This is a genomic window from Arthrobacter sp. L77, from assembly GCF_000816565.1.
GTDB lineage: Bacteria > Actinomycetota > Actinomycetes > Actinomycetales > Micrococcaceae > Arthrobacter_D > Arthrobacter_D antioxidans.
In genome coordinates this window covers 233152-258155 of the sequence record NZ_JWSU01000005.1, presented here as the reverse complement: position 1 = coordinate 258155, position 25004 = coordinate 233152, and the positions used below count along the sequence as shown (strand labels likewise).

At 58.7% G+C, this 25004-nt stretch carries 17 protein-coding genes; 10 read left to right on the top strand and 7 right to left on the bottom strand.

What is annotated here, in order from left to right:
• Positions 1-5: 5 nt before the first annotated feature.
• Entirely contained in the window at positions 6-848 is an 843-nt protein-coding gene (locus tag RY94_RS09235) for a glycosyltransferase family 8 protein (RefSeq protein ID WP_043444333.1), read from the top strand.
• On the opposite strand, the gene RY94_RS18725 is transcribed toward RY94_RS09235, so the two are convergent.
• The 4 genes from RY94_RS18725 to RY94_RS17835 form a co-directional block, all read right to left on the bottom strand.
• Complete coding sequence (locus tag RY94_RS18725) at positions 734-1132, bottom strand: GntR family transcriptional regulator (protein WP_197060636.1); 399 nt, start codon at positions 1130-1132, stop codon at positions 734-736. The genes RY94_RS09235 and RY94_RS18725 overlap by 115 nt on opposite strands.
• A 123-nt stretch (positions 1133-1255) precedes the next feature.
• Complete coding sequence (locus RY94_RS17845; protein ID WP_156135110.1) at positions 1256-4660, bottom strand: protein NO VEIN domain-containing protein; 3405 nt, start codon at positions 4658-4660, stop codon at positions 1256-1258.
• Between the two features lie 118 nt (positions 4661-4778).
• Positions 4779-6569: a sacsin N-terminal ATP-binding-like domain-containing protein gene (locus RY94_RS17840; protein ID WP_156135109.1), complete on the bottom strand. Its 1791-nt coding sequence runs from the start codon at positions 6567-6569 to the stop codon at positions 4779-4781.
• A 448-nt stretch (positions 6570-7017) separates the two neighbouring features.
• Positions 7018-7164, bottom strand: coding sequence for a hypothetical protein (locus RY94_RS17835; RefSeq protein ID WP_156135108.1), 147 nt, complete (start codon positions 7162-7164; stop codon positions 7018-7020).
• Positions 7165-7888: 724 nt separating this feature from the next.
• Here RY94_RS17835 and RY94_RS17830 point away from each other — a divergent pair.
• From RY94_RS17830 to RY94_RS17800, 7 genes are all read left to right on the top strand, one after another.
• Positions 7889-8587 carry an HNH endonuclease gene (locus RY94_RS17830; protein WP_156135107.1) on the top strand — a complete coding sequence of 233 codons (699 nt, stop codon included), beginning with the start codon at positions 7889-7891 and terminating at the stop codon, positions 8585-8587.
• Positions 8574-9224 carry a hypothetical protein gene (locus RY94_RS17825; RefSeq protein WP_156135106.1) on the top strand — a complete coding sequence of 217 codons (651 nt, stop codon included), beginning with the start codon at positions 8574-8576 and terminating at the stop codon, positions 9222-9224. The genes RY94_RS17830 and RY94_RS17825 overlap by 14 nt, the downstream gene beginning before the upstream one ends.
• Positions 9212-9502 (top strand): nucleotidyltransferase domain-containing protein, encoded by a 291-nt coding sequence (locus tag RY94_RS18720; RefSeq protein WP_156135105.1) that lies wholly within the window; start codon positions 9212-9214, stop codon positions 9500-9502. The genes RY94_RS17825 and RY94_RS18720 overlap by 13 nt, the downstream gene beginning before the upstream one ends.
• Before the next feature lie 565 nt (positions 9503-10067).
• Positions 10068-11093, top strand: a complete 1026-nt coding sequence (locus RY94_RS17815; protein ID WP_197060634.1) for a protein NO VEIN domain-containing protein — start codon at positions 10068-10070, stop codon at positions 11091-11093.
• Positions 11094-11341: 248 nt separating this feature from the next.
• A complete protein-coding gene (locus RY94_RS17810) occupies positions 11342-13831 on the top strand; it encodes a hypothetical protein (RefSeq protein ID WP_156135104.1) in 2490 nt (829 codons plus the stop codon).
• Positions 13828-15246: a hypothetical protein gene (locus RY94_RS17805; RefSeq protein ID WP_156135103.1), complete on the top strand. Its 1419-nt coding sequence runs from the start codon at positions 13828-13830 to the stop codon at positions 15244-15246. Before RY94_RS17810 ends, RY94_RS17805 begins: the two co-directional genes overlap by 4 nt.
• Before the next feature lie 1684 nt (positions 15247-16930).
• Positions 16931-20701 (top strand): ATP-binding protein, encoded by a 3771-nt coding sequence (locus RY94_RS17800; protein ID WP_156135102.1) that lies wholly within the window; start codon positions 16931-16933, stop codon positions 20699-20701.
• Here the strand turns inward: RY94_RS17800 and RY94_RS17305 are convergent.
• A protein-coding gene (locus RY94_RS17305) for an IS5 family transposase (RefSeq protein ID WP_156135101.1) occupies positions 20698-21595 on the bottom strand; the annotation gives its coding sequence in 2 pieces (ribosomal slippage) (positions 20698-21234 and positions 21236-21595; 897 coding nt in all). The genes RY94_RS17800 and RY94_RS17305 overlap by 4 nt on opposite strands.
• 116 nt (positions 21596-21711) lie before the next feature.
• Here RY94_RS17305 and RY94_RS17295 point away from each other — a divergent pair.
• Positions 21712-23115, top strand: a complete 1404-nt coding sequence (locus RY94_RS17295; protein ID WP_082046252.1) for a DNA cytosine methyltransferase — start codon at positions 21712-21714, stop codon at positions 23113-23115.
• 153 nt (positions 23116-23268) lie between these two features.
• Complete coding sequence (locus tag RY94_RS17290; protein ID WP_082046210.1) at positions 23269-23685, top strand: very short patch repair endonuclease; 417 nt, start codon at positions 23269-23271, stop codon at positions 23683-23685.
• 340 nt (positions 23686-24025) lie between these two features.
• On the opposite strand, the gene RY94_RS09210 is transcribed toward RY94_RS17290, so the two are convergent.
• Together RY94_RS09210 and RY94_RS17795 are read right to left on the bottom strand one after the other, a co-directional pair.
• On the bottom strand, positions 24026-24181 hold the full coding sequence (locus RY94_RS09210) for a hypothetical protein (protein ID WP_156135100.1): 156 nt from the start codon (positions 24179-24181) through the stop codon (positions 24026-24028).
• Between the two features lie 31 nt (positions 24182-24212).
• Positions 24213-24563 carry a hypothetical protein gene (locus RY94_RS17795; RefSeq protein WP_156135099.1) on the bottom strand — a complete coding sequence of 117 codons (351 nt, stop codon included), beginning with the start codon at positions 24561-24563 and terminating at the stop codon, positions 24213-24215.
• Positions 24564-25004: the final 441 nt, after the last annotated feature.

Genomic DNA, 25004 nt, shown 5'->3' with positions numbered 1-25004 from the left:
CACCGATGAACGCCTGGGTGACCTTGCTGACGCAACCCGACTACCTGATCGGGGTCCGGACGCTGCAGGCCTCGCTGGCGGCCTCCGGCAGCACCACCCCGCTCGTGGTCATGGTGACCGAGGGGATCGACGAGCAGGCCCGGCGCGTCCTGCAGGACGACGGGTGCCTCCTGCGCGACGTGGCGCCGTTGCGCCCAGCCGGGGGATCGGCGGACAGCTACGCCAACGCCCGCTTCGCGGAGGTGTGGACCAAGCTGGCCGCCTGGGGCCTCACGGAGTTCGAGCGCGTCGTCTTCCTGGACGCCGACATGCTGGTCACCCGGAACATGGACGAGCTGTTCTCGCTGGACCTGGCCGGCGGCGCCATCGCCGCCTGCCACGCCTGCCGGTGCAACCCCAACCGGATCGCGAGCTATCCGGCGAGCTGGACACCCCAGACCTGCTTCTACACCCACTGCCGGGGCGGGGACCATGTCACCGAACCGGGTGCGACGGACAACTACCTGAACGGCGGCTTCCTCGTGTTGTCGCCCGACGAGGCCGTTTTCGCCGACATGGTAGGGCGGCTGGCGGCCGTGGATGATCTGTCGCGCTACCCGTTCGCCGAACAGGACTTCCTCAACGAGTACTACCGCGACCGCTGGCGTCCGCTGCCCTATGTCTACAACGCGCTGAAGACCCTGCCGCACCAGCACCCAACTGTCTGGGATCCGGCGTCGGTGAAGAACATCCACTACATCATCGACAAGCCGTGGGCGAAGCCGCTGGACCCCACCGACCGGTACGTCGAGGTGAACCGGCTCTGGTGGGAGATGGCCGACACCCTGAGCGCACCCGTCGGGTCCTGACCCTGCGGGTGCAGGCGCTCGGTCCCGGCCCCCGCTGTTAGGTTCGGGATCGAGCTGCACGGCGTGCGGTTCGAAGCCGGCCGGCAGGGCGAACGGGCCGACGATGTCCGCGGGGGAGACGCTGACCGCCTGCGCGCTTCTTTGTGGCTGAGCTTCACGAGCCCCTCGGAGGCGAGCCGGTTGATTACCTCGTGGATCCGGGTCCTGCTCACGCCGATCCGCGAGGCGAGCGTCGTCCAGCGTAGCCACGACCTCGCGGGCAGCTCGCCCGACGCGAACGGCACACATCTGGCCGTAGGCGGAATAGTCGGCGAGGTCCGCTGGAGGTGCGGCAGAAGTCAACTGCGGTGGGACATTTGGGAAGTATGCCGACACATCGGCGCCGTATCTTTTCTGATATGACGAAACTAATCTGATTTGGCGAAGTTAAATCGAAAACTCATAGAATGACCGACAACCTTATAATGCTGCAGGCCGCCCGGTGCGAACGGGTTGGGAAGAGGGTGAATTCGCGCCTGTGTCGCGTCACCGGCATTGGCGACGAAAATAATCCTGTACTCCTCGTTAGGCGCCAAATTTTGAGCCCTCCGCACCTCAGATTCCCCAAGCTGTATGAAGTTTTCATTTCCGAGACTGGCCTTTACCTCGAGTAGGAGAGTCCTGCTTGGAGTCTCCACGCGGTAATCGTATCCGAGGCTATCATTACCAATGCCGTCCAATAAAATAGATTGACGATATCCAGAAACCCATGTTTCGTTTAGGGCGAGGCCGAACTGCTCCTCAATCCAGCGCCCAACGATTGTCTCGCCAATTAGCCCGATGAGTTTCGCTTTCTCCACAGTCGGTCCAGAAGCTTGCCACGAAGTTGAGCGTGTGTTCTTGCGAGAATGCTTAGATGCATTCACAGGGGCGAATTCTAGTGCGACCGGTGCCGGCGGCGTGCTGACAGCTTCATCTAAGGCGGAGGAGCGAACTTCCTCGAAGAGGCGATTAAGCTGGTTGTTCTCTGCAGTAAAAATCTCGTCTCTATATGCGAGGGTGGTTGCTGTCTGGAGTTCCTCCGCCTCCCGAATTTGCAGGCGCTCTCTCGCTTTTTCAAGATCAAGCTTGGTGATGTCGAGTTCGGAAGCGGCCGAGTATGGAGGCATTCCTAGTGGCCATCTGTTGCTTTTGCGTAGCCAGTCCACGACTTCAAGTGCAGCGAGCGGTCCGAAGTCCAGCCTTCCTGTAGCGGTAATGGCTTCAACAATCTCGGTCACTTCGATCGCTCGGGGCGCACGTGCCTTGCCGTTCTTGTGGGTCCAAGCTTCGACGAGGATTGGTAGACGTCCCAGTACCGCTCGCAGTCTTCTCTGTGCGTCAAGTCGCGCTGTATCAACATCCGGTAGACTGCTGGCCTCATCTGGCGCCGTAGGTGCCACTCTGTCAAGCCAAGCCGTTACGTGGCTAACCATGTGATCGGCGTCTAGCGTCCAGAGATCAGTTACCCAGGTGGGGTTGGGGGTAATTGATAAGATCTCTTTGCTTGACTGAACGTAGGCGGACAGATCGCCGCCTCGACGGGCCGTGTCGGCGAAACGATCCCGAAGTTGATTGCGCAGATTGACGCCGTTTGCCTGAAGGTAGGTACTGTACTGGTGCCGTTGTGCCTCTGCGTTCTCCAGCTCGGCAAGTTGCACTTTACGAAGGTGCCCGTTGAGCGTGGGAAGGTGCGCGTCGAGCTCCAGAAGCATACTGCCGCGGTCGGTGCGCTCGCTTAATTTCATTATTTTGCTGGCTTGCGTCACCCCGCCGGACAGTCGAGCTGCTAGCCATTCTCGCAGTGATACATCATCGATAAATACTCCACCGGCATGATGAAGTTCGTAGCCGACGGACGGCTCAAGGCACATGAGGGCGAACACAGTCGCGCTGACGTCCATGCCTGCTAACGGGGTGGGAACGACAGTTCGCACTTCATTTGCACTAAGGCGGAGTGCTTGAGCGATTTCATCTACAGTGATGCGGTTTAGAGCCGTCGAGCGTAGAGCGGTGAAAGCGACCCGCAAAGTGTCACCAAGGCTCGGTGCGGCGATGAGTTGGGCGATGCTGTCTGCGGCAGTGTCGAGCACTTGCCACGGGTCGTTAGCTAGTATGCCGCCGACGACCAATACATCTGTCGCGTCGTCCGATACGACAAGAGAAGCCGACTCGTTAGTCATGACCAAGTGGTCATCGACCCAAATCGTGATGTTCTGGCCAACTGACAATTCGGCGCGTTCGATCCGATCAATAGCGACAGCGATCGCGTTGGGTGGTAGGGGAGGGAAGCTCCGGTACTTTAGCTCCATCGCTGCGACCACCAGGGTGATCAGCCACGGGCCATGCTCTTGCAGGAGTAGTCGGCGTGGCGCTTTCTCGATCTGAACGCCGTCGAGAAGGACGTTCGTTCGCGCATCGCCCATGCTTCGTACCTGCGCTCTACTTCTGCTCAGATGGGCCAGGATCTGCTTCCCGAGCCGAAAATCTTTGATCGGCAGAACCAATACAGGTGAAGCCTCCAATAGCCGTTGCTGACGGACGTCATCAATGTCGGCGACATAGATGGGTGCTGCATCCTCTGAAAGGGGGGTGGTGAGCGTAAGCGCCCCCTGGGACTGGACAATCAGAGTCTCAGGCAGGACGACCTTGGACTGGTTGGCGACAAGATCACCCCACGCGGTCTCGACCGCCCGACGGATCGAGAACGCCGTGCGAGCAGCGAGTCCTCCGTCGCGGACAAGCATTGCAAGGTGGTCGAGTCGTGACTGGGCGGTCGAGGGGTCGTCCCAGATGCGCACTCCGAGCAGACAAATCCGCCGATGGAAGATCTCGGTATCGACCGCCCGGAGTCGTGCGGGCTGCGATGGGAGGAAGTCGACAGTGTCGGCTGCAGCAAGCCACCACGATTTGCTTGGCTTCGATCGCGTAACTCTAGACCGGTCGCCCGGAGTTGCCTGCGGAACCCATGCCGAAACCGACAAGAAGGCTGAAAGCGGTGTTGGCCAGACTGCCCCCTGCGGGTCGGTCTTCCTGGAATAGCGCACTTCGAATGCCTCGCTGGGCCAATGCCCGAGTCCATGCACAACAATGTCGCTGTAGATTCGCTGAGCTTCTTCATCAAGCACTTCAAAATCGGCCTGGCCTGGTAGCACGAACCAGTTCGTCTGTGCTGCATAGCGGGTCGACGTCTGCAAGGGACCGTGTCCGGGCCACCGCTCAGCCAAAGCACGCCAAGTTGTCTCTGTGAAGCCGGCCAGAGGAAGGTCCCCATCAATTGACGCGCCCAGCGGGGTCGCCAGGGCAGTTCCACTTTGGGCGCGCGGGCGTTCTACTGCAACTGGCCAAAGACCGTGTCTGACGCCCAGCGATTCTAGGAAGGTTCGGAGTTGTGCGTGATCGTCGGCGTCCAGGTTAGGAAGCACATGGGCGGGATCAGGTACTAAGAGCTTAGCAACGTCAGCAAGCTCCAGCGATTGCTCTCCCGCGACCGCGACAAGCCGCACTAGTGAGCTATCGATGGGGGCATCCGGGCCACTCCAACCTGCGCCGAAACGAGCGCGGGGGGCACTAATCCAGCCGTTGCCGACAGGAACGAAGAGCTTAAGTGACTCAAGAACTTCCGCTCTTATCTCTCGTCTTGCTCGTTTGGTCAGCTCGAAAGCGAATTCAAGGCACTCCCGTAAATCAGCATCGCGTGCGGTCGGACTCGCCGAAAGTTCGTGCATCGTCGATGCGACAGCGTCGAGTATATTTTCAGTTCGGTACTCGTTGACGAGTCCTTCGCGGGTCAACCACTCACGGCCCCGCCATTGAGTTGGACTCCGCGCATCTTCACGGCTTGGGGCAGCGGCAGAAGCGAAGACGAGTCGGGTTCGGAGAGCCGCTGGCAGAGGCAGACTCCCAGCGCTGTCATCGGTCTGCTGTGGTGGGAAGTAAGCTTGGGGGGGAGCCCGGCGACTTCCCAGCCTTTGCAAGTTCACCCGTTTCGTCGAGTAGAAATGCGCGGCCTGCAAGGACCGAGGAATTAAGGTCAAGTTCTGCCAGGTCGTCGTAAAAGTCGGCCCACCGCTGCGGTGAAGCACCGCTGCCTGCCAGCTGCAGCGCTACTTCTTCGATCCATGAGCCGACTTCCTCGGGCCCCGGTTCAAGCCCCCAACCGTGTTTCTGACACAACTGGCTGAGGCGCCGGATTCGAGCCGTAGAGAGAGCCGGGTCAACTAAATTGGCCATACCGGTGGCTGCAACCGTTTCTGGTGTAAGTTCGCGCCCGGAAAACTTCCAGTGGTAAGCGGTATCGAGCCCGGCTTTGCGTGCCGGGTCACCAATTACGGGGATGAACGGAATCTCCCAGAGACTCAAGCTGTTTGCCTCAAGGGCATGGTCAAGATCATGAGGGGTTTCAATCCAAGAGGCAGCGTCGACAAGCAGCGCCGCAGGAATTGGCGCGTCCTCGTTCGCCCCTGCTGCAAGAAGTGCGGCGCAGATTTTGGCGACTGATTGGAGAAGTAGCTCATTGACGGGGACCGACTCGGATAGCGTCCGGCGATCAGCGCGTGACGCGAACGGCGCATTGACCAGCGCTGGCAGGGGCGCGACGGCCTGAATGCCCATGGGCAGGTGCGTGTAAAGGCGTCCTGCGTTCAGGCCATGTTCCAGCGGGAACGCGATGCTCACTCTCGCAGGCCCCTCCCATTCGAGCCAATTTTTGTTTAGTTGACCTGCCGAGCAACTTTCTTCAATCGCCTTACGGAAAGCGCCTTCAGGCACGTCGTGGGAGGCTACGAGATACCTTTGGTCCTCGCTAAGCTGGATTTCTTGCACAGACACATCATGCGGATGGAGGGTGTTCGCCCATGGGACTTCCGCTTGGTCTCGAATCAGTAGAGTTTCCGTCGACTCTTTGAGCCTAATCGTATGCAGGGAGATGACTGATACTCGCTCGAGAAAGAGGTGGAACGGAACTTCGCTGCTTTCGATCTCGCGGATCTGCGAGCGAGCACTGCTAAGGGCCTCACTAGATCGAAGCGGCAGCCGAATCACGGTAGAGACGGATTCCGCAGCATACTGCTCCACGCGGGCTGGTAGGGGACCCGTCAATGGAACTGGGACTCGAAGGTGCGAAACCTTGTCCCTGAGTTCGTCAGCAAGCTGAAGTTCCGTTGGGGCTATGCGTCGCGCAATGTCGTCAAAGTCATCGGGAGTCGCGAACCGGAAACGGTAGCCAGCGAGCCCGGGTTCGCCTTCGGCCTTCGAGCTGTAGACCTCCGGGGCCACGCTGAGCTCGTTGACGCTTTTAAACCCGATTCCCTTGTTGCCAATGCTGTTGTCTGGCCTCTTTGAGCTTCGACCCGTACCGGTCATGCGCTTGAAGTTGAGGTCGTTCAGGGGTGCTCCGCCGTTCACCACGTACAAAGTGCCGTATGGCCCGTTTGTCTCGTCGAGGACAACTTGAAGCTGGCCATCGCTGCGGGATTTGTCGTGAGCATCGTGGCCATTCTGCAGGAGTTCAAGAATCGTACGCTCGGAGTACTCCGGCGAGATGACTCCCTCAATAAGATCCTTCATCTCAGAGACGACCGGGTTGTCCTCCTCGCGACCGCGCAAGTACATCCTCGCTTCCGCGTCGGCTCTTTCTTCAACGCGGCTACGAAACTCTTCAGAAGAGCACGCTGCTGGAATTGCGGTGCTGACTACATGCATCTCATCTCCAATGGTCCCTGTTAGGTCGAGTATCTCGCAAGGTTGGACCCGCGAGACGCAGGACTCGCCAACGCCGATGCGTTACACAGTTCAGCCAGTCGAACCGCACCTCTCGAGGAAACTCATCGCCGCGTCAGAGAAGCGCTTTCGGTAAGCGCGGCCGTGCGAGCAACTAGCCACGTTGTGCAAGCCACCTGCACCGCGTGGCGAGGGAATTCACGCCCGGCTTACTGCAGGAGTCAACGCCAGTCTGGTTCACGAGAAGTGTTTCGCCCCCGGCGCAGTGCCCGACGACTACTCTCGGCCTGTCGCGTTAAGCGCCTCACTGAGGGCGTCATGATTTTCGAGAACGTCATTCAGACCCTTCCTACTCCTGGAGGCATGTGATGACCATGGTTCACTTGTTCTTGACCGCGGCGTGCATGTGCCAGCGCATATTGATGACGTTCTAGCGGGCGACGAAGATGGCGAGGATATCGGCGTTCGCGTAGGCGCGCGGGTTGAGGACAAGGAGGCCGATTGGCTCGTCCGAGTTGCCCAGGGCCTTCGTGAAGGCCCTGACGAGTTCGATGACGTTCAACCTGCGCTGCGGCATGTTGTCCTTAATGGCCTGCCGGCAGCCCGGGGATCATCATCCGGCTCGATTTGTCCCCAGCACAACGCCCTGACGCCGGCCTATTCCTGCACCGTCAATCGGCCTGACGGACCGGGCAGCGGCCTAAACCGGAGCTACTGGACGGCCCTTAGCCAGCATGCCAATGTCCTCGCACCGCTCTTGGGCGAGGCGGTGTTCGTAGAGCGGGCCCGTAGGGCGGACATGGCGTGCTGGCCGTATCCCGCTTCGATGGCTCTGAGTCTGGCTGCACGTTCGACGCGGCGTTACCAGAATGGGTTTGTCCCGCCAACGGAGACTGCGCCACCTACACTGTACGGAAAGTTAGCTTCCATTTTGTTCGAGGGGCCGCGCCCCACCTCACCTTTCAGGAAAAAGGGGCAATTGTCATCTATCTCTACTCGCTGGGACGGCAGCCTTGACGACTGCCCTCCGCGGGGTACCAATGGCACCCTCAAGGTACAAAATAGTAGGAGCCGCTGCCCGCGGTGAACCCTAGTCGCCGAGCTCCACGTCCTCAAGCGGTAATGAGGTTGCAGGAGCTCCACGATGTCAGGCTCATTCGTTGGAACTCAGCTTGAGGAAAAACGCGCACCGCAAGCGGACCACCGCACACTTTACTATGCAGCGATTCAACGTAAGATATCGATCGGGCGACGGTTTACAGACGGAGGGTTTAGAAGTGGCGGAATGTACAGTTGAGCGGGTGAGCATCCCCGAGAATACGAAGCGGCGAGTATTTGCAGAGTCGGCTGGGTATTGTGGCAAACCGACCTGTCACCTCCCATTGTTTCCGGATGATTCTCAGGATATTCACTTCGCTGAACTAGCGCACGTCATTTCCGCAACATCAGGCGGCCCCCGAGATGTTCCAAGCAGTGTCATGAGTGCGGTGGATCGCAGTAAGGCATCGAACCTAATTCTACTTTGCGCGAACTGCCATACCATTATCGATAAGGATCCAGTTACTTTTCCAATCGAAATAGTGATGAAGTGGCGGCGCGAACATCAGCAAAGCTTGGAAGCCACCTTTGGTTTTAAGCAATTTGAAACGAGGGCCGAGGCGCGAGCATGTTTCACGAAATTTTTAGAACGGAATGCTGCGAGCTTCAGACTGCATGGCCCAGGTACCCGAGAAGCCGATAAGCCCGGTAGTTCGAGGGCGGCAAAGTGGGCGCGGCACGCTCTCAACGTGATTATACCGAACAATCGAAGCCTGCTGCATTTGGCCGAGATGAACCGCCCTTTATTGGGCGCCGCCGAAATCGAGACAGTTGGCGATTTCATGGTCCACGTTGAAGATTTCGAAGCCCGCCACCTATGGAACGACTGGAGCGCCGGTGGGCGGCGTTACCCAGGAGAGTTCAGTAACTTGTTCAAGGAGGGAATTGATGACCAAGGCTGATTGGATCGTAAATAAAATATCAGATATACCTTATGTGGGCGCTAAAGTGATCACTGCAAACTCACTTGTGGTCACTCGAGCGATGCAGGGCACAATAACTGTAGGTTGCGCGGAAGCAGATCCAGTAGATGAGGACGAGGTGAAGCGCATATCCGCTACTGTTGAGGATCTTGACTTCATCGTCGTAATCCCATCAAGTGTGGCCATTAAGCCTTCAGTATGGCGCTATTGTAATGATAGTGGTATCGTACTCGGACGATTCAGCGACCTCCGTGACGGGTTAGAAACTATGCAGCCTTTGGCGAAGCTCAGAAATAGGGAGCTTCAGTACATCTCGAACCGCATAGAGAGAACGCCTGTGGTGCAACAGGTAGCGCGTATTTCTGAGACGGCCCTAGAAATCACGTGTGAAGGTGGGGCGTCTTTAGTAGGTGAATTTGTCCACCCCTATGAGATTACGGAAGACGAAGTTTTCCGGCTCATCGATCAACAGCCAGATATGAGTTTCTTGGTAGTCACAAACCCTTACGCTCGAGGCATTTCTCCTGACTCAGTGCGGGTGGCTGAGGATGCGGGAGTGAGGTTGGTTCTTATGAATGAATTCGTTTCTAACCTCGGCGCGATTTGTCAGTCCTAGGCGACTGGCCCGTATTGGCCGAGGTTGCGGCGATCGCACAGGCAATTGGCGGTATCGAGGTATGGTGCTTCGGGTCAGTTTCACGTGGCCCCACTGCTCGAGACGTAGATTTACTTGTCGTGTACGAAGAACGAGCACGGGTGAATGAGTTTCGATCAAAGATTGACGAATATGGTTTATTTCAAGTTCCTCCACTACTTGACCTTATATGCATGCTTCCCGCGGAGGTGAAATTCTATGATTTCCTTCGCGTGACGTCCGCAATTCGCATTGCGTAATCTCCAAGAAAACACTCGCGAAAGTTGTGGGTTACGGTTATCTAAATTAGGCCTACGCTACGGATCAATCGAGAACAGGACCTGGCAGGACAGGACGTGGACCTTTTACGGGTGGCCGCCCACGTTGGACACGCCCTGGCGCATGGCGGCCTCGTCGAAGCTGCAGTCCGGCAGCACATTGGCACTCGGTTCAACTTCGCCATCCATGCAGCGAACGGACCGACAGCTATCTGCAAGAAATGCAGTCGCGAGCAGGGCGTGAGTGTGGACGAGGCAGCCAACCTGCTCCATACAGTGCGACTTGCATCGGAAATTGTTCTGGATCAGCAAGCCAAGACCGAGCTGCTCCAAGCTGATGAAGAATTCGGAGCCGAACCTGAGAGCTCGGCGCCCAACACGGGCGCCGTAGTAGAAAACAGGAAGGCTCTAAGCGGCCGCGGCAAGCACCGGCACCCCTGCGCATACCGCCGCCGGAGCTGTCACGTCACTGGCAATAGGCGGCGCTTTTGGCTAGCGAATTGGCCTACAGTCTCGCAATGCTTCGGTTTGATGCCATTCTTAGCACATGACTATCAACAACTGGTGGGATTCGGATCCCGACGAGGTCTACTGGATGGAGATCCGCCAGGAGCCGCTCGGCCTCGGAGAGTACCTGCGTGCGCCGAAGGCGGGAGCCAACGGCAAACCTTCCTGGTCATATGAACTAACTTCGTCGGTGCAGCCAGGCGACATCGTGTTCCATTGGCACAGAACTTCATCAGGAGAGCCGGGCATTATCGGGTGGTCGGAAGCACGTGGTCCGATTGAGTCGATGACATGGTCGTGGCAAGCGCGCGGCACGCGCGGTCGGAAGCGCGGCGAGCCAGCAGTTGGTCCGACCTGGAACTTTCCGCTGATGCGGTACACAGAGTTCAAGCACGCGGTTACTCGCACCGAGCTGAATGCGCAACGAGCAGAGGTGCTAAAGATTCTCGATTCAGTTTCACGCATCAATGGAAAGCCGATATATGCGCCGTTCCAGAACTATGGAGGCCGTGAACTACGAGCCCAGCAGGGTTACCTAACGAAGTTCCCTGCTGCGCTAGTGGCTCTGTTGCTCGGCCCGGCCTTGAACGAATCTGCTGAGGAACAAGATACTCGCGATCGCACAGGGATCCCGAGGACCGGGCAGGGCCGCATGGCGGATGCGGAGAAGAGAATGGCACTTGAACGGCACTCTGTGCAAGTGGCGGTCGAGCACTATCGGATGGCAGGTGCCACTGAAATCGAAGAACTTGGTAAGCCCTATGATCTCCGAGTGGTGATCGAGGGGGTCGAGCGGCACGTCGAGGTCAAGGGGTCTGTTGGGATGGACCTCCAAAGCGTGCAACTCACGCAGGGCGAGGTCGACCATGCACGCTCGTATCAGCCAACTGACCTTTTCGTCGTGGATGGGATTGCCGCCACCCTTGACGATGATGGGGGAGTCGTCACGGCCGGAGGAACCGTTCGGCTGTGGGAGGGATGGGCTCCTGACGATCGAGCACTGCGCCCCACCCATCTGCGCTATTCCCTGCCCACGGGCACCTTCATGGACTGGCTCGCTCCCTAGACCTAGCCAAAGTAGTAGCTCAGGTATCCGTTCGCGGAGACCTTGATCTCATCAGGCGCACCGCGATCAAGGTCTCCTCGAACGAGGACAACGCCCTCCTCACCATTGAGGAAGACAGCTCCGCTGGACTCTAGGCGCAGCACATCAAAGGCGACACTGGTCCGAATCAGGGGCAAACCCGTTCCGGCGCAGATGGGGGAACGACTCGAAGGTCGATTCGCGTCGTGCCCGCCGAGGCTACCTGATGCATGTATGTTTTGTTTGTGGTGGAACTCAGAGGCTGGACCGAGGCTGAGACTGACGTACTAGTTTCGGCTTATTTCGGCATGCTGGAGCAGGAAACGCAGGACGAAGCGTATTCGAAGACCGCATACAACCGGTATGTGCAGTCCTTAACGGGTCGCAGCAAGGGATCCATCGAGTTCAAGTTCTGCAACATCAGTCATGTTCTCTGGGAAGCCGGATTGAAGTACGTCAAGGGTTATAAGCCCCGAAGCCACGTGCAATCGACCCTCCGTGTCGCCGTGCTTGAGCTCGTCAGGCATGATGCGCGGGACACGGTGCGACCTGACAGCGACACGGACTATAGCCGGGAGGTCCCCGAGCAAAGCGAGACAGTGCAAGAGGTCAATAGGACCGACATCGTTAACAAAGGAGACTTCTTGCCGGATCCCAATAATTCCTCCACTGGATCGGATCCTTTGTGGGAGGGCCTCGCGAATTTATGGGATCGAGCAACGGGAGGGACAGATGTCGCCGCCCGTCCCGACCACCCGATCGATTCTGTCTGGCCGTCGACCCTTCGCCCGGCGGGCGTGGCGGAGGCTTGCAACTGGCTGCGGGACGGCCTCTCAACTGGCGCTCAAACGCGATTCCTGTTTCTGGTCGGTGGGCCTGGAGCGGGGAAATCTCACGCCACCGCACAAGTAGTACAGGGATTGCGGCCCGTGAATGCTCCGGAGTCGGGTTTGGCCCATCGAGTATATGAATACACCGGTGTAAACGCGGACCTTGTAGTCGTGAACGACGCGACCATCAATTTGGAGCCATCGGAGAAGGCGCCCCTTGTATCTGATATCAACACCATCGCAATGAGTTCAAAAACTCAGATAACGAAGCACCCACGACACCTCATGGCATGTGTGAACCGCGGCATCTTGGTGGAAGAAACGAGCGAATCCCGCACATTGAACTTCTCAGATTTGGGATCCGGTGACGTCATCGTCAGATGGTTGTATGATCCCTCTTCGATCAATGAGCTTGACCTGGCGTGGCGCCTCACGAGCATGTCGGGGCATGACTTCATTCGATCTGCACGACTCGTCCACTCCGGACGCCACGTAGCCGACATCGTTGCCGTTTTCGTCGACGAAAGCTCACTCTTTGAGGAGCAGCCTGCCGTTGAGATTGGCGTTGATTCGCGAGCTATGGCCGAAACCTACAGGATTAGACCGTTGATGGAACGCATTGGTTTAGATGAGAGCCGTGCACCAGCTGCGGATCTACTGGTCAAGATCCTTGAAGTGGCCGATAGGAGGGCAGACTCCCCAAAGAAACTGAACACGGACGGTATCGCCGATCCTCTCGCAGCCAACATCGAATCATTGCGTTCCCAGGCGGTGCGGTCAGGCTTGCTGACATTAGCTCGTAGCGCCGAGTTAGCGTCGGCGACTCGCATGACTTACAGGGAGCTTTGGGGATTCCTGACGCGCGCATTGGTAGGCGATGCGCCGTCCCATATGCCTCGTGAGAAACTCGGTCGATACATCCTGTCGAATCAACCAACAGGAAAGGGAACGACCGAAGACTTCGAAGCACTGAAGAAACTTGCGGCCCTGAGGTTCAGTCAGGGGATTTTCGGAGTTTCTGTACAATCGAATGCGTCCGTGGGCGCTTTACGGGATCCGGTCCTCAAGCTCCTCCTTCCGATTGACCCAGTACGAGATGCAGTGCCAGGCTCCGAACCGACTGCGGTCGACAGAGGCTGGGCGACCCCCATTTCGGAGGCATTTGGCATTCATTCCTCCGAGGGAACACCCCTCGGGAGCCTGCTGGCATCTGAGCCGGAGGAAAGCCCCTTTGTTGACGCAACCACGGATTTTGATCGACGGGTAGACAAGGCGTTCATCGATCTCATCCAATCATCCGGCCTGAAGGACTCCGATCGTTTGGACGCAACCGTCTGGTACGGGGCATACCTCACGCGCCTGTATGCAGTCTCATATGGAATTTGTGCCTTTCGGCGAGAGATTGGCGTGCTGGTTCAGACCTGGACCCAAGCCCCCCATCTCCCAGACGCCCTGAAGTCCCGGTTGCGGACTCTTATTCAGCCGAAGCGGAATCCGTTGGAACCAAATTCTTCGTCCCTACTCCCTCTATTCGACAGCCGGACGGAGCCGATCACTGGTCGAGCGAGCGCGCCCAAACTAGCGCTCCGGGTGAAGGATTTGGAGCTGTCGACCGACAGAGAAGGGCAAGGCGAGCAGGTGCTCCTCGTGGTTAGTAAGGACGGGACTACCTTGAGCAAGGTATCTCTGGATTTTCCATTGATCCGGGAGGCGCTCGCTTGCGTCGATGACCACATAGGAGTGACGGACTTGATCGATGTCACGGCCCCTCGCTTAGAAAGAATCCGAGCTCTAAGACTGTCATCCCGTCTTCTGGATGGCGCAGAATTTTGCCTTGCTGACGGTGACCGAGAAATGCAAATCACCCAGCAGAACACTAAAAAGCCATGACCGGTGCCGGACCGAAAGCCAAACACCTCCTCCTCCCGTTCAACCGGCCTGAGTACTTTTCGGTTCCCGAGGCACTACTGTCAGCACTGGCATGGCGCGCCTATGAGTATGCGTCCGATGCTGCTCCGACGAAACCCACAGGTTTGATGTATAAGGCGGAACCGAAGGAAACTCCTTACCTATCCCTTCGGCGGACGATGCCAGAAAAGGACTCCGCTGCTGCACTAGGACGCGGACTCAAAGATAGGGGCTTGAGTACCGAGGCGTCGGACCTGCTCCTAGGTGAAGCTGCCGCGTCAAGTGTCATGGGTATCCGTATTGAGAAGACTGGCAACCAACCCGCTAGTCCCATGACGCCGGCTTTGGCGCTTATGCAGAACCCCCGAGGTGTTCTGGTGAAGAAGGGACCACCTGACTTCGGCTCCATTATAGAAAGCCTATTCGCTGTAGGTCACGGCATCGGAGGGCCTCGGGCCTCCGCAACCGAACTGTGGCTGGGCGCTGCAGATCAGAGACTCAGGCTGGATCCATTCCTAGCGGCCGTCGATGCATCCATGATGGAGGCCGTCTTTGAAGGACGGACTACCCGGCGCTCATCGATCCCGGTCGCCGAGGAGAGCCTCGAATGGTGCGGGTATTATCCCGATACACCCTTCGAATGGTTCGCCGAATCGTGGACTGCGTTGACATCAGAAGCATGGGTCGAGGCACTGCCAGCGCGTGTATGGGTTGATTGGGCCACGACGGTGCTTCGTCTCGCAACTGGAATGGGGTTCCTCTGGGAGTACGCCTGGTATGAAGCTCTCGGGCAGGCAATTATTCAAGATTCCGTGCCTGAAACCTTCGAGGAGCTGAGGGCGACGGTCAGGACCCCGCTGCCCTGGCAGTCCCATAGGTCCTCTATCTCCGTTCGAGATGTAGGTTCGACTATCAAATGGCGCATCGCCCGCGGCGAGCGGATCCGCAAGATCGTAAAGGAACGCCTGAACGAAGTTGACGCCAGTCAGGACGCCATGGAATTTTTGCGGGAGGCCGCATCAAGCGACTTCCGTTCGTCATTAGCCGCTGAGATGGCTGAAAAGAAGGAAGCGGGCAAACCGGTCTGGGAGACAGTGAAATATGGGCTACAAGTGAGGGAATCTAGTGGTCCGTTTACGGACTACTACGGCATCCTTAAGACCAGAGGCAGAAGGTATGTCGTCATAGATCCGGGTACGGAGTGGATCGCGGTTGTTGCCAGCCTCACCTGCGGCGCGCCCAACACCCAGTGCAATGTGGGCGCGGTTCTGCGCGACCTGACAAAACTGGGGATGCGCCCGGAGCTAGGCGATCTTGTCGCGCTGCTCGAGCGTGCAGGAATGGCGAGAGGCAGTGCAGATGCTGACCACGCCGTCATCGTTGAAAGTGCTTTCTAGGAGAAGAATGACGAACATCTCGTTGGGTAAAGTCCTAGGATGGGCCCTTGCTTCGACTAATGGTCTGATCCATATCCATCTGCCGGAAGGGGTGGGGCTAGAAACTGCTGAGAGCATCGTTCGCTCAGCTAATGCTGTCCGAACTCAAACTCCACCGTTCGCCCTTCTGGTAGCAGCCGGTCCCGAATCGCTTAGGGATCCGTCGTGTCTTCAAGTCAGTCCACAACGGACTATTCAATATCGGCAGGGTGACCATCTCGCGGTCGTACATGGGCGTCAGCCTGACTTGTCATCGTTTGTTCAAGTATTCCGGGAGGCATTCGGCCAAAGTTTCCCGGAGCAGGCAGAGGGGCCTGTTGCCCTCTCGCGGCTCGCGGACAGAATAGTCGAGGCCTTGGTCGACGAATTCGGAATTAAGGCTTTGACCGAAGCCCAGAGAAGCCAATGCTCGGCTATCGTCTTCTCCTGTCTGCAGGTCCTATCGACTATTCATTCTCGGTCAGCGGACACGGGACGCGGTTGGAACGCGGTGTGGTTTGCCCATGTTGACTCGGCGCTCGACAATATTGAACGGATGCTCACGCATCTTCAGTCGACTGGATCCAACCTAGACTTCGTTCAGGCCTTAGAGAGATACTCATACGCCTGCTTCGCACTTCCTGTACCCGCGCGCGGTGACAAGAGATCGTTCGCTGGACTTGAATCGGCTGCAGGCTCGTTGACGGGCGCACTCTTGGAGTCGTGGGCTGACGAAGATGTATTCAAAATGAGCGCCCGCCAACTCGCTTCCCGGCCGGAGGTTGAGGCCCACGGTGAACACCCCGTCCAATCATTCGCCGTGGAGGGGCTTGATGAAGCAGTTGCTCGCGAAGGTGACCCTTGGCTAGGCCTGGCGGGGGTTGTTGGGGCGACCCCGCAGAATATCGAGCGTTACGCCCAGCTCACTGAAGCACAATTTCGGAGTCCGGCCCGGGATGACGGATCTCGTGCGACCATTGATGTACGTCTTCGGAATGGAAGTTCGGTCGCCCTTGACCCGTCCCTTTCCGAGAGTCCATTCCTGATTCCGATGTCCTCCGATGGCACCGCTGGGGGTCGCCAACTTCAGTCCGAGTTACTCGAGATTAGGATTCCGACCCTACGGCCCATCGAGCAACAAGATGTCGGGGCTTCCCACTTGTCTGTCCGGGTTCGGCCTGCGACCGCTGGCAGTTGGTCCGGCCACATCGAAACCGCGGACGACGGGGGCCTAGTTGCGGTTGGACGGCTTACCAAGCCACGGGGAACGAGCCGTAGCTCCGATCCTTTCCGGCTAGTTTCGTTGACTGTTTCCTTCGCAGCTGGAGATGTACTCGCACCGTCAGTTCGTCAGAACTTAACGGCTCGTGCGTACCTGTTTCCATCCATGCATACCTTCTTGGCAGCTGCTCCCTTCAAAAAGTCGGGGGGCCTCGGAAAGGTCAAGTACTTGGGGCCCGAGGACTGGGCTTCGGCCCGCACCGACTCCGACCTAGAACATGAATTCGCAGAAGAATTGGCGCATGTTCCCGGTGGTTACCAGATAGTGCTCTGGCACCCAGGCGGAGAAGGTGAGCCCCTTCTGGACGGTGTTTCGATGAAGTCCCATCCTGTCCTTAAGGAGCTTTTCCCTCTGCGATTCGCCCCAACCGGAAACAACGAGTTCGTGGCTGACCATTACACCTTTCGGTTGCGACCGACTGCGGCAGGCGGGGGCTATCACTCGGCTCTCCTTGCCGCCGCGGTGAAGCAACAGGTGACGCCGGACAGGCCTAAGCCTCATACGGAATCATCAATAAGGGGGCAGGCAGAAGCGTTTTACAGCGATCAACTGGTTGCAGATAGCCGATTCATTTTTGATGCCCTCGGCCACGTCATGATGCCGAGCAATCAATCCGTGCGGATCGCGGAGTCCGTTCCCCAAGACGGAGGTTCCGTCTTGATGCCTGACAGGTCACGAACTGCCCTGCGTTCGGTCAGCTACTTCGATGCCGACACAGGCTTCATCTGGGGTCCTGAAGCGGAACGGTTCAGGACCGCTCTTCGGGGGCTAAGCCTGGGTACGCTTCTTGCCCGGCGGGACCCGAATGCTGCAGAGGCGAGTTTCGAGTGGCCGTCGCGGACCTCCTGGCGTTCACTCTGGGGCGCCTCATCACTAACAGAATACTTGGAGGCGTACGAAGCCCTCGTGCTTGCGGCTCGCGCAACCGGACGTGACGAGAACATCTTTTGGGCGGCCTACCCTATGTCGGTCAGTGTCTGGGACGTTGAAGGGGATGATGGATGTCAGGCCGTGCTACTGAGCCCGCTTCATCCGCTGCGGCTTGCGTGGCTCGCTGGTGCCGAGCATGTCCTCTACTCGGCCGAAGATTCGGTCCAGCTGGCGGGTTCGATCGAGGGCTGGAACCTCCCGCTTGTTGGGCCCGGCGAGTCAAACTCCGGCGGAATGCTGGCCGTGCCGGCGGACTCCGGCGAGGGCCAAATTTTCTTGGGATGGTCGATGTTGCTTCGGCCAGGAACTGATAGGCCCAAACGTCTCGCCCCGCCTGACAGCATTGGAAACGCACTTTCTCCGGGCGCTGCGGTAAGTGGGCTAAACGCAACAGCCGTGGACGCGGCGCTTCGTTCGTTCCGGAAGATGCATCCGCACATTACAACCCTCACTGTTGACCTGCACGCTCAGGACCGTCAGATTCGACTCAGTGAAATCGACGATTCCGTTCTTGCCGTTGCAGAGGAATGGGGAGAGTCCAAGGCCGGTCGCCTAATGGGCGGCGTGAGGGTCCTCGACTCAGTTAAGCGGGATGGTCCCGTTCCACGAGACGCTGTCACGCGCCTTGTTCGCGACAATCACGATATGCTCCTGACGTGGTCGCGCTATTCTCCAGCCGACAACGCCAGAGTTGGGTGCAATATCCGGTTCCTTCAGGACTCGGGTTCGACGATCCGCGTTGGCCGCGGAGGTCAATCAAATGGCGTGTTGGGTTACGTGCCCCTTCGCCGTTTCGAAAGTGGCGCGAACAAGCTGAATGCCAGGCGCCTTAGCATGAGTCAACCTGCTGTTCCCAGAGACATGGGCTGGGCCCCCTTCACCGGTGCTCTCGATGCTCTCGAATCGGACGGATCGGCCCCTACTGTGGAAGCTGGCATGATGCGTCGGGACCTCGCCGACGTGACGGCCGATTGGACTGTACTCGGCGAATCGTTCCTCAGCCCGGCGGTCATTTCAGAACTGATGGACGAGCATGGGGACGGGGGTCGCATGTTGTGGGAGTGGCGCCCACCGGTATTCGAACGATCCCTTGATGTTCCCTTCATGGAACGGCGTCCCTTCGTCGCAATCGCCAAGGTTCCCGATAGCTTCGGGCACCAGCTGGAGGCACTCCTGACCAAGGCCCGAAGGGACGAACAAGCACCAACCGCACTCAAGAAGTTGGTAATGTCGAGCCTTGGAAGCCGTGGGGTGGGACTGTCATCTCTGTTGTCCATGGGCGGCACACACGTTGCCGGTGCTCTCGGGTTCTTCCTAACCTTCGCTCTGTTCGATAAGGCGGTCTCGGAGACGGCGAACCGGTTCGTCGTCCCAATAGACGCCGCAGATTACTTTCTTCGCACGTTATCGAAGCAGGCAGATCACGGACAGCACCAGCGACGCGCGGACCTCTTGTTCATTGAGATGGACGATGAGCAGGTGCTTCTGTCACCTGTGGAGATCAAGTGCTATGGGCTTCAAGCTGGTTCAAGCGGCTCGAACCTACCCGCTCCCGGTTCCTTTGCGCTGAGGGAACCCCTTGATCAGCTCGGAGCAAGTTACGAATTGCTGAAGCGGATTGAGGTACGGGCGGACAGTATTCAAGATGCTGACCGTGTGCTCTGGATGAACAGCTTAGCCACCCTGGTCGAGACTGCGTCACGCTTGAGCCCGCACTCAGAGATAAGCCGTCCGGATATGGTTGCTGGGCGCCTAGCGGCGTTGGCGCAGGGGCGCATGAAGGTTCGCGTAGGAAAGCCACTTCTCACATACCTGCAACACGGTGCGCGCACTAACGACGGCGAAGACTTTTACGTCGGAGAAGTTGAGGCTGACGGATTCACAGCCGAAGCCCTAATCGCTGATACCGCCCTCGTGTTCGACTCTATCGAAAGTGACGAGAACACTGATCTCGCGGCTGGCTGGTGCGCGTTGGTTGATGCAATCGGCAAGGACGCGAATGAACCGGGTCCCCCAGAGGCCGAGCCCGAGCCAGAGCCCGAGCCCGAGGCAGACCCCGAGCCCGAGGCAGACCCCGAGCCCAAGACAGAACCTGGTATCGCAGGGGAAGGTGTCCGCCTAGGGGTAGGCAGTTTGCTCGGCAGCATCGGACGCTCGACCGTAGACTTCTGGCCGAGCAACACGAATCTCAACCAAATGAACGTTGGCATCGTCGGCGATCTGGGCACGGGCAAAACCGAGCTCGTCAAGGCCCTCATCGCGCAAATACGGAGCCAGGCTGCGAAAGTGCAGCCGACTAAATCGACTTCAATGCTGATCTTTGATTACAAGGGGGACTTCCAGAGGGACGAATTCTTGCAGCGCGTGGGAGGGGTCGTGCTCCGCCCCCACGCGATTCCTGTCAACGTCTTCATGCCGGTCACCTCAGACCACTCAAGACTGCCCTACCAACAAGCAGCAGCATTCGTCGACGTCCTCAAAAAGATCTACAGAGGCGTCGGCCCAGTGCAAGCAAGCCTCCTCAATGAGTCGATCCGGGAACTCTACGAGCAAAACGGCAACCGTCCGCCCACCCTGGCGGAGGTACGCACCCAATACATTGAAAAGTCGGCAAACCCTGACTCTGTTTCTTCCATTTTGGATAGCTTCGTGCTGAGCCACATTTTCAGTGATGACCGGACTACCTTGAAACCCTTCGGTGAGTTGCTTGACGGCAACGTGCTCGTTGTCGCGCTTGATCACCTAGGTCAGGATCAAAGCGCCAAGAATGCCCTCGTCGCCCTGTTCCTAAACCTCTACTATGACAACATGCTTCGTTCGGGCAAGCCGCCCTTCCAAGGCACGGATCCGCAACTGCGCTACCTGAAGTCGTTCCTCTTAGTAGATGAAGCCGTCAACATCATGCGGTACGACTTCCCGGTCCTCATGGACCTGATGCTTCAGGGGCGGCAGTTCGGATACGGAGTGATGCTGGCCTCTCAGTACCTCTCGCACTTCAGGGAAGGAAGGGAGAACTACGGGCAGCCGCTGCGCACCTGGTTCATCCATAAGGTGCCTTCGGTGACGGGTAGAGAACTGGCGAACCTCGGGCTGCCGGACCTTTCCCACGATGTGCCGCGGCGCATCACCGAACTACGCCAGCATGAGGTTTTCTTCAAGTCCTTTGGATTTGATGAAGGCAGGTTCGTTCGGGTCGTGCCGTACTACGAACTCTATGGGAACTAGGGCGTGTCTCCTAACCGTTTGAGCCAGAGGGTGATCGCCCGGAGCACGGTGCCGCCTCGGTAGGTGAGGGCGAGTTTGTCGTAGCGGGTCGCGATGCCTCGCCATTGCTTGTCTTCGTTGAAGGAGCGTTCGACGACATTGCGGCCTTTGTAATCCTTGGCGTCATAGCTGACCGGTCGGCCACCCCTGCTTCCGCGGCGTGCCCGATGTCCTCGTTGGTCGGAGGGCTCGGGAATGACGGCAATGATGCCTCGCGCGCGCAGGTGAGTGCGGATCGCGCGGGACGAGTACGCCTTATCCGCCCGGACCCGGTCTGGGCGGGAGCGTGGTCGTCCGGGGCCGCGGCGGGCCACGCGCAGATGCTCCATAAGAACCGGGAACATCGGCGAGTCGCCCGCCTGTCCGGCGCCGACGAGTACGACCAGGGGCAATCCGCGTCCGTCGATCAGGTGGTGAATCTTGGTGCTCAGGCCGCCCCGCGACCGGCCGATGGCATGGTCAGTGGGCTCGATGCGCAGTTTCTTGTAACTCGACAGATCCCCCTGTGTCGCGGGGAAGGTTAGTTGCGTGCTGATAAGCCCGATTGATTGTCGAGTCAACACTCACCGCCCAGTCCACACCGCCGACAGCGTCGGCCTCAGCGAGCAGTTCGGCCTGAATCCTGTCCCAGGTGCCGTCAGCGCTGAAGCGGCGGTGGCGTTTCCACGCGGTCTGCCAGGGGCCAAACTCCGCCGGAAGGTCACGCCACGGAGACCCGGTCCGGAACCGCCAGATGATCCCCTCGACCACCCGACGATGATCCTGGAACGGTCGCCCCCCGACCCGGGCAGCAACCGGCATCAACGGCTCCAAACGCCCCCACGCGGCATCCGACAGGCTACGAGTACGAGACATTCCAAAAGGATTCCATTCACCCCGCAGTGAGGTTAGGAGACACGCCCTAGGTCTGTAGCGCTGGCGGGGTGCGTTGCCTGGAAATGGTCGGCCGCCTCTGGCAGACTGTGTTGGTGATGAAGTTTGTTGACCTGTTTGCAGGTTGTGGTGGCCTATCGCTGGGCATGGAGCGAGCCGGCGGGACCCTAGTGGCAGCGGTGGAGAAGTCTGACATGGCTGCCCGCACGTTCTACCACAACTACGTAGGTGAGGCGTCAGATCCGCGGGTATGGCACGAGTACCTCCAGCAAAGCCGCCGCCGCCAGTACGAGGGGAAGGTACTAGTCAGCGAGCTCGCGGATGTGCTTTCTGACCAGAGTCTGATGGCGAAGATCAGGCAGGAAGACATTGACGCAGTAGTCGGCGGTCCGCCATGCCAAGGCTTCTCGCTTGCAGGACGGCGCAGGAAGGACGACCTGCGTAACCGACTGGCCTGGGAATACCTCTCCTTCGTGGAGGAGACCAACCCCAAGGCCGTAGTAATCGAGAACGTCGTTGGGATGAGCCAGAGCTTCGTGAAGGGGGAGGAATCCTCCTTCGCTCAATTAGGGACTGCTCTTTCCCTGATCGGCTCTGGTTATGTTGTGCAGGCCGTCCAAGTAAACGCCGTACACTACGGCGCGCCGCAATTTCGCCCTCGATTGATGCTAATCGCGTTGAGGCAGGAGATAGCCGCAAAGCTGGGTGTCGAAGCAACCCCTGACATTTGGAAATCGAACTTCGAGGATTTGGTGGACGATGTGCCACCGCTTGCTCCCGTCCCAACGACACGCTCGACTGAATCTTTCAGCATCAGGGACGCCATATCGGACTTGGCGGGTTGGGACGGACTACACCGAGGAAGAAACCGGGACTATCTTGCGCGGCTGACAGAAGCGGAAGACGCTGTACGGCCGAAACCGGGTCGTTTTGGTCCCGAACTGCCGAATCAGACACCACGGGTTCACAGCGACGCCGTCGTCACTCGATTCTCGTTGTACACCTTGATGTCCCGCCACGGCGTGGATCAACGTCTCCTCAGTCGAATGAGCGCTTTGGACCGCGAGGGCCAAGAAGCCCTGGCGAAGCGCAGCCTCGCAGGCATCGACCTTCCGGTAAACATTGTCTCTTCTGCCCGCCCCCCGGCCACGAGGACTATTCGGTCCCTTGACGAACTGGTGGAGCTCGCAGTTGAGCTAGTTACTAAAAAACATAGCCAGAAGGTTCTAGACGCGGATCAACCAACACGCACGGTTGTCACCCTGCCAGACGACTACGTCCACCCGACGGAGCCTCGCATTTTCACAGTGAGGGAGCTTGCACGCTTTCAGGGATTTCCTGATTCCTTCGAATTCCTTGGTAAAGAAACTACCGGGTCACACCGCCGCCGGGTTGAGGTGCCACAATATACGCAAGTCGGAAACGCGGTATCGCCGTGGCAGTCATATGCTGTGGGCAAGCTTCTGGCGCATCTATCCGAGACCTACCGGTCCTTAGCCTGATTTTCCGCGGTGGTTGCAGCTCTGGCGTAAACCGCTCCTCCGTGTGCGAGACGCGAGTCAATCTGGTATCGCCCCGAAGTACGCCAGGAGGCAACGGCCGCCTCGCACGCCTCCAAAGGGATTTCTGTGTTCGGACGGACGTACGATGGGGCAATGGCGGACTTCATGACACCCGAGCAGCGCAGCGCTCACATGTCAAAGATTCGTTCAAAGGACACGAAGCCGGAGATCTGGCTTCGACGAAAGCTCCACGGTGCCGGATATCGATATCGGCTTCACGACCGGAGGCTCCCGGGGCGTCCGGATCTCGTGTTCCCCGGCAGGCGAAAAGTTATCTTTGTCAATGGATGTTTCTGGCATGGCCATAGCTGTTCCGTAGGAGAGCGGCTGCCTAAGTCGAACCGTGATTTCTGGAGGAGCAAACGGGAGCGGAATCAGGAAAGGGATGCGGCCCAGCGGGCAGCTCTCACCTCCCTAGGTTGGAGCTACCTAGATGTGTGGGAGTGCGAAATAGCGGTCGACGAGCACCTAGTTCGTCGTGTCGAGCGCTACCTACAGGACACCGATTAGTAGGACGTCGGCCTTCAGATCGATAAGGAGTGGAGCTCCGCGTCCGTCTCTGTTCAGATTGTTACTGGCCGACTTAGACAAATCGAGGCTGGCCTTCTGGACCCCGGGTCGACCTGCCGCACCGGGGCGGCGAACAGCACGGCCTGAGTGGTGCTGGCTGGCACCACCGAGATGCGGTGGCCCTGCGGCTCGGCGACGAAGATGTTGCCCGTCTGGTCCAGCGCGAGGCCGGGCGGGGTGCATAAGCCGGTCACGATCGCCTCTCCTGCACCGGTCCATGGGTCGATGCAGACGATGAATCCCGCCGGCTCACCCTCTGGAATGCCCGCAGCGAGGTGACTTACAGGTAGCGGTCGCGCCCAATCTTCATGTCGGTGGGCGCCGGCGCCAGCTCCGAGAAGTGAATTCCTCCGACGACGCACTCCGGCAATCCGAACTCGACGGCATTCTCGGCGGCGGTCTGCGTTGTAACGATCGCGCGCATGGTGTAGGGCATGGTCCGCCCAGCTTCGGCGAGGACCAACACGTCACGGGCATCGGCGTCGGTATGGTCCGGTGTAGGTTTGCGATCCGGCGCGTCGCCAGGTACGACAAGTAGCCCACGGCTGCGCCGGTGGTCTGGGCCGCCGCGACCAGTAACCCCCAATGGTCTCCGGCTGGTCCATCACCAACAGGATCTTCCCGTGCCGGGCGAGACTGGCGGGGATGTCCTGCAGCCGCGCCTCGCCATTGGGCAGGGTCTTATCGAAGAACTTCCCGCCCACCCGGCTCAGAGCCACGGCATGGTGACCGCATTCGCCGACTTTCAGACTGGCGAACACGTGCACGTCGTGCTGGTCCACGATCACCGCCATGTCTGCTATCTCTTCGGTCACCATCCACTGATGGTTGATCAACGGTGGCAGGTGTCGGCATGCAAGTTACGAAGGATCGCTCGTCGTGCCTGGCTCAGCAATTAGCTGCCGCCAGAGCCGGCCCGGTGACAAGACCCCCCCGGATTACCAATGATTGTGCTGCAACCATACCGGGACGACCGGCTACCAGACCCTCCTTTGCAACAGGACCCCGAGCTGCGAAGAAGGGTGACGGTGGGCTGTGGGAGTAGCGATGAGTAGGTACGGATCATAAGCGTCGCATGACTGGTGCCGGAAGCGAGCACACCGACACACGGTCGAGTGCCATATCGGTCCGATGGCGCCCTCTCGGCGAAGAACGACTCGTCCGGGTCGAGGCCGGGCGGTGGAAAGAGGGTCGAGCGTCTGTTGAAGACGGAGCGGATCTGCTGCTCAGCCCTGTTCGTCGAGCACTTGCCGCGTCCT

Bases quoted from the DNA above. Each gene is read 5' to 3' on its own strand.
- RY94_RS09235 (WP_043444333.1), top strand. From the start codon at position 6: ATGAACGCCTGGGTGACCTTGCTGACGCAACCCGACTACCTGATCGGG.
- RY94_RS17840 (WP_156135109.1), bottom strand. From the start codon at position 6,569: ATGCATGTAGTCAGCACCGCAATTCCAGCAGCGTGCTCTTCTGAAGAG.
- RY94_RS17835 (WP_156135108.1), bottom strand. From the start codon at position 7,164: ATGCCGCAGCGCAGGTTGAACGTCATCGAACTCGTCAGGGCCTTCACG.
- RY94_RS17825 (WP_156135106.1), top strand. From the start codon at position 8,574: ATGACCAAGGCTGATTGGATCGTAAATAAAATATCAGATATACCTTAT.
- RY94_RS17815 (WP_197060634.1), top strand. From the start codon at position 10,068: ATGACTATCAACAACTGGTGGGATTCGGATCCCGACGAGGTCTACTGG.
- RY94_RS17810 (WP_156135104.1), top strand. From the start codon at position 11,342: ATGTATGTTTTGTTTGTGGTGGAACTCAGAGGCTGGACCGAGGCTGAG.
- RY94_RS17805 (WP_156135103.1), top strand. From the start codon at position 13,828: ATGACCGGTGCCGGACCGAAAGCCAAACACCTCCTCCTCCCGTTCAAC.
- RY94_RS17295 (WP_082046252.1), top strand. From the start codon at position 21,712: ATGAAGTTTGTTGACCTGTTTGCAGGTTGTGGTGGCCTATCGCTGGGC.
- RY94_RS17290 (WP_082046210.1), top strand. From the start codon at position 23,269: ATGGCGGACTTCATGACACCCGAGCAGCGCAGCGCTCACATGTCAAAG.
- RY94_RS09210 (WP_156135100.1), bottom strand. From the start codon at position 24,181: ATGCCCTACACCATGCGCGCGATCGTTACAACGCAGACCGCCGCCGAG.
- RY94_RS17795 (WP_156135099.1), bottom strand. From the start codon at position 24,563: ATGGTGACCGAAGAGATAGCAGACATGGCGGTGATCGTGGACCAGCAC.